The sequence below is a fragment of the Variovorax sp. Varisp41 genome (assembly GCF_047325085.1).
Classification (GTDB): domain Bacteria; phylum Pseudomonadota; class Gammaproteobacteria; order Burkholderiales; family Burkholderiaceae_C; genus Variovorax.
The window spans coordinates 78,138-92,560 of sequence record NZ_CP168541.1; the positions used below are offsets into that span (position 1 = coordinate 78,138).

The 14,423-nt window shown below is 69.7% G+C and carries 13 protein-coding genes; 10 read left to right on the forward strand and 3 right to left on the reverse strand.

The features are described from left to right. Nucleotide 1: 1 nt before the first annotated feature. Genes ACEN9J_RS31545 through ACEN9J_RS31555 form a run of 3 tightly spaced genes read left to right on the forward strand, consistent with a single transcriptional unit; the run spans nt 2 to nt 3,561 of the window. The gene (locus ACEN9J_RS31545; protein ID WP_413765247.1) at nt 2-1,198 is read left to right on the forward strand and encodes a CaiB/BaiF CoA transferase family protein; all 1,197 of its coding nucleotides are present in this window, start codon (nt 2-4) and stop codon (nt 1,196-1,198) included. A 13-nt stretch (nt 1,199-1,211) separates the two neighbouring features. Continuing rightward, on the forward strand, nt 1,212-2,588 hold the full coding sequence (locus ACEN9J_RS31550) for an MmgE/PrpD family protein (RefSeq protein ID WP_413765248.1): 1,377 nt from the start codon (nt 1,212-1,214) through the stop codon (nt 2,586-2,588). A gap of 46 nt (nt 2,589-2,634) precedes the next feature. Next, nucleotides 2,635-3,561 carry a LysR substrate-binding domain-containing protein gene (locus tag ACEN9J_RS31555; RefSeq protein ID WP_413765249.1) on the forward strand — a complete coding sequence of 309 codons (927 nt, stop codon included), beginning with the start codon at nt 2,635-2,637 and terminating at the stop codon, nt 3,559-3,561. Between the two features lie 50 nt (nt 3,562-3,611). Here the strand turns inward: ACEN9J_RS31555 and ACEN9J_RS31560 are convergent, their stop codons facing one another. Further along, nucleotides 3,612-4,454: an HpcH/HpaI aldolase/citrate lyase family protein gene (locus ACEN9J_RS31560; protein ID WP_413765250.1), complete on the reverse strand. Its 843-nt coding sequence runs from the start codon at nt 4,452-4,454 to the stop codon at nt 3,612-3,614. 252 nt (nt 4,455-4,706) lie between these two features. Here ACEN9J_RS31560 and ACEN9J_RS31565 point away from each other — a divergent pair, with 252 nt between their 5' ends. The 7 genes from ACEN9J_RS31565 to ACEN9J_RS31595 all read left to right on the forward strand — a co-directional run bounded on the left by ACEN9J_RS31565 (nt 4,707) and on the right by ACEN9J_RS31595 (nt 11,538). Then, nucleotides 4,707-5,996, forward strand: a complete 1,290-nt coding sequence (locus ACEN9J_RS31565) for an aminotransferase class I/II-fold pyridoxal phosphate-dependent enzyme (RefSeq protein WP_413765251.1) — start codon at nt 4,707-4,709, stop codon at nt 5,994-5,996. Between the two features lie 36 nt (nt 5,997-6,032). After that, nucleotides 6,033-6,953 (forward strand): amino acid ABC transporter substrate-binding protein, encoded by a 921-nt coding sequence (locus tag ACEN9J_RS31570; protein ID WP_296736177.1) that lies wholly within the window; start codon nt 6,033-6,035, stop codon nt 6,951-6,953. Nucleotides 6,954-7,070: 117 nt separating this feature from the next. Next, nucleotides 7,071-8,549, forward strand: coding sequence for an aldehyde dehydrogenase (locus ACEN9J_RS31575; protein ID WP_057590122.1), 1,479 nt, complete (start codon nt 7,071-7,073; stop codon nt 8,547-8,549). 45 nt (nt 8,550-8,594) lie between these two features. Continuing rightward, nucleotides 8,595-9,113, forward strand: a complete 519-nt coding sequence (locus ACEN9J_RS31580; RefSeq protein ID WP_296742232.1) for a thiamine pyrophosphate-binding protein — start codon at nt 8,595-8,597, stop codon at nt 9,111-9,113. 8 nt (nt 9,114-9,121) lie between these two features. After that, nucleotides 9,122-9,727 carry a thiamine pyrophosphate-dependent enzyme gene (locus tag ACEN9J_RS31585; protein ID WP_203207635.1) on the forward strand — a complete coding sequence of 202 codons (606 nt, stop codon included), beginning with the start codon at nt 9,122-9,124 and terminating at the stop codon, nt 9,725-9,727. A gap of 22 nt (nt 9,728-9,749) precedes the next feature. After that, a complete protein-coding gene (gene can / locus ACEN9J_RS31590; RefSeq protein WP_413765252.1) occupies nt 9,750-10,442 on the forward strand; it encodes a carbonate dehydratase in 693 nt (230 codons plus the stop codon). Between the two features lie 91 nt (nt 10,443-10,533). Beyond that, a complete protein-coding gene (locus ACEN9J_RS31595) occupies nt 10,534-11,538 on the forward strand; it encodes a Bug family tripartite tricarboxylate transporter substrate binding protein (protein WP_413765253.1) in 1,005 nt (334 codons plus the stop codon). Nucleotides 11,539-11,696: 158 nt separating this feature from the next. On the opposite strand, the gene ACEN9J_RS31600 is transcribed toward ACEN9J_RS31595, so the two are convergent. Beyond that, a complete protein-coding gene (locus tag ACEN9J_RS31600) occupies nt 11,697-13,544 on the reverse strand; it encodes a tannase/feruloyl esterase family alpha/beta hydrolase (protein WP_296742242.1) in 1,848 nt (615 codons plus the stop codon). Nucleotides 13,545-13,738: 194 nt separating this feature from the next. Next, nucleotides 13,739-14,383 carry an NAD(P)H-binding protein gene (locus tag ACEN9J_RS31605; RefSeq protein WP_296742245.1) on the reverse strand — a complete coding sequence of 215 codons (645 nt, stop codon included), beginning with the start codon at nt 14,381-14,383 and terminating at the stop codon, nt 13,739-13,741. Between the last annotated feature and the right edge of the window lie 40 nt (nt 14,384-14,423).

The following is a 14,423-nucleotide window of genomic DNA, read 5'->3' on the forward strand; positions in this document are numbered from 1 at the left end:
CATGGCACGAACTTCCGGCAGGCGCCCGCTCGAAGGCATCACCGTCGTCACGCTCGAGCACGCGGTCGCGGCGCCCTTCGCCACGCGCCAGCTCGCGGACATGGGCGCGCGGGTCATCAAGATCGAGCGCCCGGGCGCCGGCGACTTCGCGCGCGCCTACGACCGGCGGGTGCGGGGCGAGGCCTCCTATTTCGTCTGGATCAACCGGTCCAAGGAAAGCATCACCCTCGACGTCAAGCATCCCGAGGCGCGGCAGGTGCTCGCCAGGCTGCTGGGCCAGGCCGACGTGCTGGTGCAGAACCTCGCGCCCGGCGCCGCGGCGCGGCTCGGCCTGTCAGAGGAAGCGCTGCGCCCGACGCACAAGCGCCTGATCGTCTGCGACATCTCGGGCTACGGCAGCGCGGGACCGTTCCGCGACAAGAAGGCCTACGACCTGCTGATCCAGGCCGAGGCGGGCCTGCTGTCGGTGACCGGGTCGCCCGAGGAGATGGCGCGCGCCGGCATCTCGGTGGCCGACATCGCCGCCGGCATGTATGCCTACAGCGCGGTGCTGGCCGCGCTGATCCAGCGCGGCATCACCGGCGAGGGCAGCCACATCGACGTGTCGATGCTCGAGTGCCTCGCCGAATGGATGGGCAACCCGCTCTACTACGGATTCGAGGGCCAGGCGCAGGCCGCGCGCGCGGGCGCCAGCCATCCGAGCATCTATCCCTACGGCCCCTTCACGGCGGGCGACGGCAAGACCGTGCTGTTCGGCCTGCAGAACGAGCGCGAGTGGAAGGCCTTCTGCGAACAGGTGCTCGCGCACCCGGAGCTGGCCACCGACGAACGCTTCGACGCCAACGCCAAGCGCAGCGCCCACCGGGTGGAACTCAAGCAGCGCATCGAGTCGCTGCTGCAGCCGCTGACGGCGGCCCAGTGCATCGCGCGCCTCGACGCCGCCAACATCGGCAACGCCAGCGTCAACGGCATCGCGGACGTCTGGGCCCATCCCCAGCTGCGCGCCCGCGAGCGCTGGCTCGAGGTGGGTTCGCCCGTCGGGCCGATCCCGGCGCTGAAGCCGCCGGCCGACAACGACCGCTTCGCGCCGCGCATGGACCCGGTTCCCGCGCTGGGCGAGCACACCGACGCCATCCTGCAAGCGCTGGGCTATGGCCCCGAAGACATCGCGCGCCTGCGCGACAGCCAGATCCTCTGAAAGAACATTCGACATGACCACCTCGAGCACCCCCGAGTCCATCCTGGCGAGCTTTGCCGCCGACCTGAAGGCCGAAGACATTCCGCCGGCGGTGCTGCGCCGCGCCGAGGACCTGCTCCTCGACTGGGTCGGCTCGGCACTGGCCGGCAAGGGCGCGCGCCCGGTCGAGAGCATCACCCGCTTCGCCTCGGCCATGGGCGCGGGCGACGGCCGCAGCGAGATCCTGATCCACCGCACGCGCTCCAGCCCCCTGATGGCCGCGATGGCGAATGCCGCGGCCTCGCACTTCGCCGAGCAGGACGACGTGCACAACGGCTCCGTGTTCCATCCGGCCGCCGTGGTGTTCCCGGTGGCGCTCGCGATCTCCCAGGCGCATGGCCTCAGCGGCGCGCAGCTGCTGACCGCGGCGGTCGCCGGCTACGAGGTCGGCATCCGCGTCGGCGAGTTCCTGGGCCGCTCGCACTACAAGATCTTCCACACCACCGGCACCGCGGGTGCCGTGGCCCCCCCGGTGGCGGCCGGCCACCTGCTGGCGCTCACGCCCGACCAGATGTCGCATGCCATCGGTTCCGCGGGCACCCAGGCCTCGGGCCTGTGGGAGTTCCTGCGCGACGCCGCCGATTCCAAGCAGCTGCACACGGCGCATGCGGCCGGCGCCGGCCTCACGGCGGCCTACCTGGCCAAGGACGACTTCACCGGCGCGCGGCGCATCCTGACCGGCGCGCAGGGCATGGCCGCGGGCATGTCGAGCGATGCCGATCCGGCGCGGCTCACGGACGGGCTCGGCACGCGCTGGGCGCTGGCCGAGACCTCGTTCAAGTTCCACGCTTCGTGCCGCCACACGCATCCCGCGGCCGATGCGCTGCAGCAGATTCTGCAGCGCCACCAGCTCGCGGCCGGCGACGTGAAGGCGGTGACGGCGCAGGTGCACCAGGCGGCCATCGATGTCCTCGGCCCGGTCACCGATCCGCAGACCGTGCACCAGTCGAAGTTCTCGATGGGCACCGTGCTCGGCCTGGTGGCCGTACACGGCCGCGCGGGCCTGTCGGAATTCGACGGGCACTTCAAGGATGCCGCGGTCTCGGCCTTCCACGACAAGGTGAGCATGGTCCTCGATGCCGAGGTGGACCGGGCCTATCCGGCGCGATGGATCGGCAAGGTGCATGTTGATACCATCGACGGCCGCCGCCTCGAGGGCCGCGTCGACGAACCCAAGGGCGATCCCGGCAACACCCTCAAGCGCCATGAACTGGAAGAGAAGGCGACGCGCCTGGCCCTCTACCGCGACGGCGCCACGGCCGCCGAGATGCAGAGCGTCATCGGCTGGGCCTGGTCGCTGATGTCGGTGGCGCGCGTCGGCATCCTGCTGGAGCCGGTCGCTTCCCGATGAGCTCGCGGGCCGGGGCGGCGGGCGAGCGGAAAAGTCGGAAAGCAAGATGATCCATTTCGATCTGGTAGACCTGCGGCTGTTCCTGGCCATCGCCGAGGCCAACAGCCTCACGCGAGGCGCCGAGGCCACGTTCATGTCGGTCTCGGCGGCGAGCATCCGCGTCAAGAACCTCGAGGAGAGCGTCGGCACCAAGCTGCTGTACCGCAGCAGCCAGGGCGTGACCCTCTCGCCGCCGGGCCAGGCGCTGGCCTATCACGCGCGCCTGGTGGTCGGCCAGCTCGAGCACCTGCGCAACGACCTGCAGGAGTACGCGAGCGGCATCAAGGGCCATCTGCGCGTGTTCGCGAGCACGACGGCCATCACCGACTTCCTGCCGGCCGTGATGAGCCGCTACCTCATCACCCATCCCGACGTGAACGTCGACCTGCGCGAGCGTGGCAGCGGCGACATCGTGCGCGCGGTGTCCGACGGCCACACCGACATCGGCATCGTCTCGGGGCGCGTGCGCACCGAGGGGCTCGAGGTCGTGCCCTATCGCGAGGACAGCCTGGTGCTGGTGGTGCCCGATGGCCATGCGCTGGCGGCCCGCCCGGCGGTGCCCTTCGCCGAGACCCTCGAATACGAGCACGTCGTGCTCAACGAGGGCACGGCGATCCATTCGTTCCTGAACCAGATCGCCCGCGACATGAACCGCGTGCTCAAGCCGCGCATCCAGGTCGGCAACTTCGAGGCCTGCTGCAAGATGACCGAATCGAACGTCGGCATCAGCATCATGCCGGGCACCTCGGCCGAGCGTTACCGGCAGTACATGGCCGTCCAGGTCGTCCAGCTCGAGGACGACTGGGCCCTGCGCAACCTGCAGATCTGCTTTCGCAGCCTCGAGGCGCTGCCGGGCTTCGCGCGCGACCTGGTCGAGCTGCTGAAGGCCGACGCGCTGTCGGCCACACGGTCCTCGGGCGGCGAGGCCGATTGATTTTCAGACCCCCGGGCTTGAGCAGCGCGCAAGCACCGGGTCGGTCTTGTTCATGACTGCGCCGCTGCCGCGCCGGCCAGTCGCAACGCACGTTCACCTGCTTCCTGCACGATCGCCTGGGCACGCATCATGACGGGGCGGTCCACCATCCTGCCGTCCACCGCGATGGCAGCGCCCGCCGAACGCGCGGCCGCCTCGAGCACGCGGCGCGCCCAGGCGAGTTCCTCGGCGGTGGCACAGAAGGCCGAGTTCACCACGCCCACCTGCTTCGGATGGATGCACAGCTTGGCGCCGAAGCCGAGCCGCCGCGAACGCAGCGTGTCGGCCGCGAGCGCGGCCTGGTCGTCGATGGAAGTGCTGACGCCGTCGATCGGCGCGCCCAGCCGGGCCAGGCGCGAGGCCATCACCAGCTGCGCGCGGTAGGGCAGCAGTTCGAGCTCGTCGCCCGAGATGCCCAGGTCGAGCTGGAAGTCGATCGATCCGAACACCAGCCGCTGCACGCCCTGCGCCCGCGCGATGGTGTGGACGTTGTGGAGCCCGGCCGCGGTCTCGATCATCGGAAACACCGCCGTGCCCGCGCCGATGCACGACACGCTGAAGACCTCGTCGATGCGTTCCGTCTTGGGCAGCATGATGCCCGCGACACCGGGCAGCCGGGCCAGCGCCAGGTCGTCCTTGAACCAGGGCGTGTCGGCCGCGTTGATGCGGACGATCACGCGATGGTTGGCCGCCAGCCAGGCGGCCACGGCATGGCGCGCCTCGGTCTTGTTCTCGGGAGGCACCGCGTCCTCGAGGTCGATGACGACGGCATCGGCGCCGCAGGCCAGCGCCTTGTCGAAGCGGTCGGGACGGTTCGCGGGCACGAAGAGGAAGGAGCGTTGGGGCAGTGTCATGGTTTCGCCAGTGAGTTCGCCCTGAAGAATGCCCACCGCGCGCGGGCCGCGCAATTTGCGCTTCCACAAGCCGCCATTTCGCGTGGCCAAACACCGGCCGGATGAGCAGGCCCTGTTCGACATCGACCCCGCACCGCTCCTGCCTTGAGGGCTCGCGAAGTGCCCGTTTGCGAATCTCAAATAGCGCGCGGCGCACGGATCCAGGAAGCTCCGCGCGCCGGCATGCAACGCCGTGCGCAACACCACGGACCCATGAACGAACTGATCCACGCTTCACCGGCGGCACTCGACACCTTGCATCGACAGTGGGCGCAGGCCCATGAAGCGCTCTGCGCGAATCCGCTGAAGCTCAGCATGGCGCGCGGCGTGCCGTCGGCCGAACAGGTCGCGCTGTCCGAAGGTTTGCTGGCGCTGCCCGGCACGCAGGACTTCCTCGCCGAGGACGGCACCGACTGCCGCAACTACATGGGCCTGCAGGGCCTGCCCGAAGCGCGCCGGCTGTTCGCCTTCATGCTCGGCGTGCCGCCCGAGCAGGTGGTCGCCGGCGGCAACTCGAGCCTGTCGATGATGTACGACTGCGTCTCGCACGCCTGGCGCGCCGGCGTGCCCGGCGGCAGCGAGCCATGGCATGCCGTGCCCTCGGGCGTCGCCTTCCTCTGCCCGGTGCCCGGCTACGACCGCCACTTCGCGATCTGCGAGGCCTTCGGCATCCGCCTGATCCCGGTGCCGCTGCACGACGACGGGCCCGACATGGAGGCGGTGCGCGCCCATGTGCGGGACCCGTCGGTGCGCGGCATGTGGTGCGTGCCCAAGTACAGCAACCCGACCGGCGCCGTGTATTCGGATGCGGTCGTCGAGGCGCTCGCGTCCATGCCCACGGCCGCGCCGGACTTCCGCCTGTTCTGGGACAACGCCTACGGCCTGCACCACCTCGGCGTGGAGGAGGTGCAGATCGCGAACATCGCCGAGCGCTGCGCGGCGCACGGCCATGCGAACCGGCCGCTGGTGTTCGCCTCCACCTCGAAGATCACCTTCGCCGGTGCCGGCGTCGCGCTGTTCGGCGCCTCGCCCGAGAACCTGCGCTGGTGGCTCGGCCATGCGGCGGTGCGCAGCGTGGGTCCCGACAAGCTCAACCAGCTGCGCCATGTGCGCTTCCTGCGCGATCGCGTGGGCCTCGAGATGCTGATGCTGCGCCACCGCGCCCTGCTGGCGCCGCGCTTCGACCGCGTGCTGGATGTGTTCGAGCGCGAACTGGGCCCGCTGGGCATCGCGCAATGGACTCGCCCGCGCGGCGGCTACTTCATCGCGCTCGACGTGCAGCCGGGCACGGCCCGCCGCGTGGTCGAGCTCGCGGGCCGCGCGGGCGTCACGCTCACGCCGGCCGGCGCGCCGTTCCCGGGCGGCATCGATCCGTTGGACCGCACGCTGCGCATCGCGCCGTCCTCGCCGTCGATCGAGCAGCTGGGCCGCGCCGCCGAAGTGGTCGCGCTGTGCGTGCGGCTGGCCGCCGCCGAACAGCTGGTGGCGGCGCGCGCTGCCTGAACTCCCTTTTTTCCCATCCTCCGCTGGAGCTCCCGCATGAAGAAGAAACAAGCATCGATCCTGGCCGTCTCCGCGTTGGCGGCATCGGCCGCGCTGACCGCCGGCAGCGCGCTCGCGCAGGCCAACGACACCCTCGCCAAGGTCAAGGCCTCGGGCGCCATCACCGAGGGCGTGCGCGAGTCCTCGGGCCTGGCCTACACGCTGGGCAACGGCCAGTACACGGGCTTTCACTTCGACGTCTGTGCCAACATCATCAAGGACCTCGAGAAGTCGCTCGGCCGCAAGCTCGAGGTCAAGTACCAGCCCGTGACCTCGCAGAACCGCATTCCGCTGGTGCAGAACGGCACCGTCGACCTCGAGTGCGGCTCGACCACCAACAACGCCGCGCGGCAGAAGGACGTGGCCTTCGGCGTGACCACCTACATCGAGGAGACCAAGATCCTCGTGAAGGCGAATTCGAGCATCCATGCGCTCGCGGACCTCAAGGGCAAGACGGTCGTCACCACCACCGGCACCACGCCGCTGCAGACCCTGCGCAAGCAGAAGCGCGCCGAGAACCTGAGCTTCTCCGAGGTCTACGGTAAGGACCATTCCGACAGCTTCCTGCTGCTCGAATCCGACCGCGCCGATGCCTTCGTGCTCGACGCCTCGGTGCTGGCCTCGCTGGCGGCGAAGTCGAAGTCGCCGAAGGACTTCAGGCTGCTGCCCGACGTGCTGGCCGTCGAGCCCATCGCGATCATGATCCGCAAGGACGACCCCGCGTTCAAGGCCGCGGTGGACGAGAGCATCAAGGCCCAGGCCAGGTCGGGCGAGCTCGCCAGGCTCTACGACAAGTGGTTCCTGAAGCCGATCCCGCCCGTGGGCGTGACCATCAACCTGCCGCTGGGCGAAGCCACGAAGAACGCCTGGGCCAATCCGAGCGACAAGCCGGCGGAAGCCTACGTGGCCAAGGAATAGGCCCGCGCAACCGTCCCATGCCCTGTTCGTCGCGCCGCCTTGATCACTCCTGAAGTGCCTGTTTGCGAATCGCAAATGGCGCCGCGCGCATCGATGTAGGAAGCTTCGTCCACCGATATGAAACGCTACTCACACTGGATCGACGGACAGGAAGCCGCCCCTCTCGGCGGTACCTGGTTCGAAACACACAACCCCTACACCGGCGAGGCCTGGGCCGAGATCGCCTCGGGCAGCGCGGCCGACGTGGACGCCGCCGTGCAGGCGGCGCACCGGGCCTTCACCGAGGGCCCCTGGGCCAGGCTCACGGCCACCGAGCGCGGTGCGCTGCTGCGCCGCGTCGGCGACCTGATCGCCCGCGATGCGCGCCGGCTGGCCGAGATCGAGGTGCGCGACAACGGCAAGCTGCTGGCCGAGATGCTGGGGCAGCTCAATTACATCCCGCAGTGGTTCTACTACTTCGGCGGGCTGGCCGACAAGGTCGAGGGGCGCGTGATGCCGCTCGACAAGCCGGGCTACTTCAACTTCACGCGCCGCGAGCCGCTCGGCGTGGTGGCCGCCATCACGCCCTGGAACTCGCCGCTGCTGCTGGCCACGTGGAAGATCGCCCCCGCGCTCGCCGCGGGCTGCACGGTGGTCATCAAGCCCTCGGAGTTCACCTCGGCATCGAGCCTGGAATTCGCCCGGCTGTTCGAGGAGGCGGGCTTTCCCGCCGGCGTGATCAACGTGGTCACGGGCTTCGGCCGCGAGGTGGGCGCCACGCTCGTCGAGCATCCGCGGGTCGCGAAGATCACCTTCACCGGCGCCGACGCCACCGGCCGCGCCATCAACGAGGCGGCCGCGCGCCAGTTCAAGCACGTGAGCCTGGAGCTCGGCGGCAAGTCGCCCAACATCGTCTTCGCGGACGCGAACCTCGACGACGCCGTGAACGGCGCGGTCTCGGGCATCTTCGCGGCCACCGGCCAGACCTGCATCGCGGGCTCGCGCCTGCTGGTGCAGGACGCGGTGTACGACGAGGTGGTCGAGCGCCTGCTTGCACTGGCGCGCACCGCGCGCATGGGCGACCCGATGTCGATGGACACCCAGGTCGGCCCGGTGACCACGCGACCCCAGTACGACAAGGTGCTGAGCTACATCCGGATCGCGAAGGACGAGGGTGCCCGGCTGCTGCTCGGCGGCGGTCCCGCCACCGGCGAGGCCTGCGGCACCGGCTGGTTCGTGCAGCCGACGATCTTCGGCGACGTCGACAACGGCATGCGCATCGCGCAGGAAGAGGTCTTCGGCCCCGTGCTCTCGATCATCCGCTTCAAGGACGAGGACGACGCGGTGCGCATCGCCAACGACGTGCGCTTCGGGCTCGGCTCGGGCGTGTGGACGCGCGACATGGGCCGTGCGTTCCGGATGTCCGAGCGGTTGCAGGCCGGCATGGTGTGGATCAACACCTACCGCGCCGTGAGCTTCATGTCGCCGTTCGGCGGCTACAAGGATTCGGGCCTGGGCCGCGAGAACGGCATGGACGCGATCAACGAATACCTGCAGACCAAGAGCGTCTGGATCAACACCGGCGCGGCGACGGCCAATCCCTTCGTCATGCGCTGAGCATCGATCCCTTCTTTCCATCATTCACCACCTCCACTCACTCCCATGTCCACCATCGATTGGCCTCAGCAAATCTTCGAAGGCTTCAAGAACCTCGGCGTCCGGCAGGTCGCCTACGTCCCCGACGCGGGCCACAGCCAGCTGATCCGCATGTGCGAGGCGGACCCCGGGATCCACGCGGTCTCGCTCACCACCGAGGAGGAGGGCGTCGCGATGCTGGGCGGTGCCTGGCTCGGTGGCGACCGCGGCGTGCTGCTGCTGCAGTCCAGCGGCGTCGGCAACTGCATCAACATGCTGTCGCTGCAGCACGAGACGCGCATGCCGCTGTTCATGGTCGTGACGATGCGCGGCGAATGGGGCGAGTTCAACCCCTGGCAGGTCGCGATGGGCAAGTCGACGCAGGCGGTGCTCGAGGACTCGGGCGTCTACGTGTACCGCGCCGATTCGCCCGAGGAGGTTCCGCCCACCGTGCTCGCCGGCGCGAAGTTCGCCTACCAGACCGGGCGCAGCGTCGCGGTGCTGATCGGGCAGCGCGTCATCGGCACGAAGAATTTCAACAAGTGAGCATCGCCATGTCATCCACAGCAAAGAACCAAGCCGTCCTGAATCGCCGCGAAGTGGTGGCGCGCATCCTTCGCGACCGGGGCGAGGCGCTGGCCATCACCAGCCTGGGAAACCCGACCTTCGACGTGGCCGCCGCGGGCGACGGTCCGCAGAACTTCTACCTCTGGGGCGCGATGGGGGGCGCCGTGATGGTGGGCCTGGGTCTGGCCCGCGCGCAGCCGAAGAAGCGCGTCATCGTGTTCGTTGGCGACGGCGAGATGATGATGGGCCTGGGCTCGCTGGCGACCGCCGCGGTCGACCGCACCGAGAACCTCACGGTCGTCGTGATCGACAACGAGCACTACGCCGAGACCGGCATGCAGCCGGCCCACGCGGGCCGCGGCGTCAACATCACCGAGGTGGCCAAGGCCACGGGCTTCCCGCAGGCGCTCACGGTGCGCACGGCCGCGGAGCTCGAGGAGGCGGTCGACAGGATCCTCAACGGCCAGGGCCCGGTGCTCGCGACCATCAAGGTCACGACGGATCCCGCGCCGACGGCGCTGCCGCCGCGCGACGGCCCGTTCCTGCGCAGCCGCTTTCGCACCGCGCTGCTGGGTGCCGAAGCGCACGTCTGAGGCCCGCGGCCCCGCGCAGACCATGGACGCGCTGAGCAAGCTGCTGGCGAAGAACCGCGACTGGGCGAGCGAGGTCGAGACGAGCGAACCCGGCTTCTTCTCGTCGCTGCTGCGCCAGCAGGCACCCAAGTACCTGTGGATCGGATGCGCCGACAGCCGCGTGCCCGCCAACGAGCTCGTGGGCCTGCGGCCCGGTGAGCTCTTCGTGCACCGCAACGTCGCGAACGTGGTGGCGCATTCGGACCTCAACTGCCTCGCGGTCGTGCAGTACGCGGTCGACCTGCTGAAGGTCGAGCACGTGATCGTGGTGGACCACTCGGGCTGCGGCGGCGTCGGCGCGGCGCTCCGGGGCCTGCGCATCGGCATCGCGGACGCATGGATCCGCCACGTGGCCGACGTGCTCGAGAAGCATGCCGCCTGGTTCGACGAGGTGCCCGAGGAACGGCGGCTGGACGCGCTGTGCGAGCTCAACGTGGTCGAGCAGACGCTCAACGTCTGCCGCACCGGCGTGGTCCAGGACGCCTGGCGCCGCGGCCAGCCGCTGATGGTGCATGGCTGGGTTTACGGGCTGCACAACGGCTGGCTCAACGACCTGGAGATGACCGTGGCGCGCCCCGAGGACATCGAGCGCTTCCATGCGTGCGCGATCGCGTCGATCCGATCGCGCCACACGGCGCCGGCCCGCGTGCCGGAAGCCGCCGTCGAGACGAGCTGATCTTTCTGTTGCCGCGAGGACACCTTGCCGCCGGACCGCCGGCGGCCGGGGCGCGGCCGCCTGCCACACAACAACCAACCGGAGACATCACATGCACCCCATCCAGCGCACACCGAACACGAAGCGCCGCGGCCTCGCCGCGGCGAGCCTCCTGGGCCTCGCGCTCGCCTCCACCTTCGGCCTGCCGGCACGCGCCGACACCGACTACCCCGACAAGCCCGTGCGCCTGATCGTTCCCTTCCCGCCGGGCGGCGGCGGCGACAAGCTGGCGCGCGTGTTGGCGCCCACGCTCGGCGAGCTGCTCAAGACCAGCGTCATCATCGACAACCGCGGCGGTGCCAACGGCAACATCGCGCTGCAGGCGGTGGCGAAGTCCAGGGCCGACGGCTACACGCTCGGCCTCACGCTCACCGATCACATCGCGCTGAGCCCGTCGCTCTACGACAAGCTGCCCTTCGACCCGGTGAAGGACTTCCAGCCGATCGGGCTGATCGCCTCCACGCCCTATGTGTTCACGGTCGACGCGGCCAGCGGCGCGGCCCATCTCGGGGCTGCCATCGCGAAGGCGAAGAAGGACCCGGGTTCGGTGAGCATCGGCTATCCGACCGTGAGCCCGCTGCTGGCGACCGAGCTGCTGCAGAAGCAGTCGGGCGCGAAGTTCAACCTGATTCCCTACCGCGGCATCGCCCAGGGCATGCCCGACATGCTGGGCGGCCGGCTCGACGCCTGGGTCGGGACCAGCGTCACGATGCGCGGCTTCATCGAAGGCGGCAAGGTGCGCGGCATCGCCGTCACCTCGGCGCAGCGCTCGCCCGCGCTGCCGGGCGTGCCGACGATCGCGGAGAGCGGCTTCCCGGGCTTCGAGCTCGTGAGCTGGTACGGCATCGTGGCACCGGCCGGAACGCCGGCGGCGATCGTCGCGGTGCTGAACGCCAAGCTCAACGAGACGCTGCGCACGCCCGACGTGAAGGCCAAGCTCGAGGCCGATGGCGCGCTGATCCTCGGCGGCGCGCCCGAGCAGCTTTCGCGTGCCCTGCGCGCGGACATGGACCGGCTGGGCCCGCTGATCAAGGCCGCCGGCATCAAGCCCGAGTGACGCGCTGGGTGCAGTCCGCATGAACCCGGTCGACTTCATCGCCCATCTGCGGTCCGTGCTCGGGCCGACCCAGGTGCTCGGCGCCGACCTGGCGGCCCACGGCGGCTCGATCTCCGCAACCTGCTGACCCCGGGCGGCTGCTCGAACCGGACTGAACGCTACGAGCAGGTGTAGCTCGCGGCCGATCCCGCATCGCCGCTGGTGTAGGCGATCTTCTTCGGGTACACGCAGATCGGGCGGGTCTTCGGCGCCGCGCCGGGCGACTGCAGCGTCAGCGCCTCGGGCGCCTTGCCTTGTTCCACCCAGGCCGTCAGCGTGTCGTAGAACTGGGTCGGCGCGAAGTACGGAACCGCCGCGCCCGGGTTCGAGGTGCCGTTCGGGTCGCCGTGGCCGGCGCCCGGCACCAGGTAGAGCCGGTAGAAGCCCTGCACGTCGCTCAGTCCGCCCATCTTCGCGACGACGCTGTTGTAGTAGTTCACCGTGCCCTGCGGCATGATGAGTTCGTCCGCCAGGCCGTGCCAGGTCAGCAGCTTGCCGCCGCGGTTCCTGAACGCCGAGAGGTCCGGGTTGTCGGTGTTGATGTTCCCGAACTCCGCTTGTAGCGCGAGGCCGCGGTCGTAGGCATTGCTCAGTTGCGCGTAGCTCAGCTGCTTCCAGAGCGACTGGCCGTTGCCGGTCGCGTTCAGGAACGAGGGATCGCCGAGGGTGGAGTTCTGCAGCTCGAGCGCGACCTGGTCCGAGGCGATGGGGAAGGCGCCGTTCGGGCTTGCGAGGCCATTGAGGCCGAAGGCGGAGAACATCGCGCCATAGAGCGAAGTGCCGCGCGTCAGGCCGTACCAGCGCTGGTTGCCGGTGCCGAGCAGCGTGGAGGACGAGGCCGCGGACCAGCCGTTGTCCGCCGCGGGCGCCGGCGCCGAGCCGTCGGCCGTCATGCCGTACCAGATCTTGTTGATGGCCCGCGCCTGTGCCTTGCTCACGCAGGCGGCGGTGGCGTTGCTGCCGCCATCGGCGGTGCAGAGCACGCTGGCGTCCGTCGTCGGGTCGTAGCTGCAGGACTGCGGATCGAGCACGTAGCCCAGATGCTGGCCGCCCACCAGGTCGCAGGCGGCGATGGCCGCGTTGGAGACCAGGTCCTGCTGGGCCTGCGTCGGTGCGACGCCGCCCAGGTCGCGCTGGAAGACGATCTGGGGATAGAGCTCCGCCGTGATGAAGCGGCTCCAGTGGATGGCCGGGTAGTTGGCGACGATGCCGTCGAAGTCGGCGGGATGGTTCTGCGCCAGGTTCAGGCCCTGGCGACCGCCCGTGGAGCCGCCGTCCCAATAGGCGTACTTGGGTGCCGCGCCGTAGTAGGCCGCGGCCAGCGCCTTCGTCTTGACGGCCTGCTCGTGGATGCCGCGGCTGGCGAAGTCGGTCCACAGCGTCTTGTTGATGGTGCCGTCCGGATTCATCGCGAACGAACCGCCGGCGGACGAGGCATGGCCGGTGTCCGTGGTCGAGGAGACCGCGCCTTCCTTGCCGGCGACGCCGGCCGCGTCGGTGCTGGCGATGGCGCTCGCGCTGCCCGCGGCGCCGCCCTGCCAGCCGCCGCCGCCCAGCGCGTGGACGCGCGAGTTCCAGGCCGCCTTCGCGGGCAGCCAGACCTCGATGCCGATGCCCGGCGAAGTCGAGGGCGCGTCCGCGGGGCCGGGGTTGCCGGGCCCGACATTGAGCTTGACCATGCAGACGTCGTTGGCGGCCAGCGGCGTCGCGCCGGTTGCCGTGCCGCCGAGGATGAGCGCGTCGCCCTTCTTGAAAGCCTTGACCGCCACCACGGTGGTCAGCGCATCGGGCTTGAAGTTCGCCTTGAGCGTGTCATCGCAGGCCAGCGGCGCGGCGCTCGCGGGAGGTGGCGGCGTGCCGGTGGCGATCGGCAGGAACGCGTTGTGGCTGCCGCTGCCGCCACCGCAGGCGGTGAGCAGAAGCGCCGCGAGCGCGGCCGGGAGCATCGATGGTGGGTTTGTTTTCATGGGTCTCCATCCAGGTGTATGCGTGCAATAAAGTGCATTCACGTAACTGTGACTGCCGGCACGCATGCAGTATTGAGCCTGTCTGGATGGGACGTCGCCGTACAGGTAAACCCTTCGATAGGGAATACGCCGTGCAATGGAAGTGAAATTCCGCGGCCGCGCCGCGACCCTGAAAACGCCCCCGGGACCGGGTGTTATTGAAAAATATATTGCATGTCTTCGGAGCGAATCCAATGACAGCCAGGCTTGGCGGCGACCGCCGCGCCGAGCAGCGCCGCGGCGATGGCCTGTGCCGGGTTGACGCGCCATCGCGCCGGCAGGACCGGCCCCAGGCGCCGCGCCAAGGTCAGCGCCATGCCTTCCGCGCGCCTTTCTTCATGGCGCTCGCCACCGATCAGGCTGGGCCTGCAGATCGTCAGCGAGCGGAATCCGATCGCGCGGATGTCCCGCTCCACTTCGCCCTTGGTGCGCGGGTAGAAGAAGAGGGAGCTGGCCGACGCGCCCATCGCCGTGACGATCGCGAAGGTGCCCACGCCGGCGGCGTGCGCGGCCCGGCCGAAGGCGAGGGGCAGCTCGTGGTCGACGTAGCGGAAGGCCTCTTTCGAACCGGCTTTCGCCTGCGTCGTGCCTAGCGCGCAGACCACGGCGTCGGGCCGTTGCGCGATGCAGGCCGGCACCAGCTCCTCGAGCTTCGAGGCGACCGGGTTGACCAGCCTGGCGTGGGCCGCGAGTGGCGTTCGCGTCGGCGCGATCACCTCGGAGAAGGCATCGTCCGAGAGCGCGAGCTGCAGTGCCCGACCGCCCACCAGACCCGTCGCACCCAACAGCAGCAGTTTCATGTCGATCGCCTCGCGCGGTTCACCGGGGGCCATTGTGCGG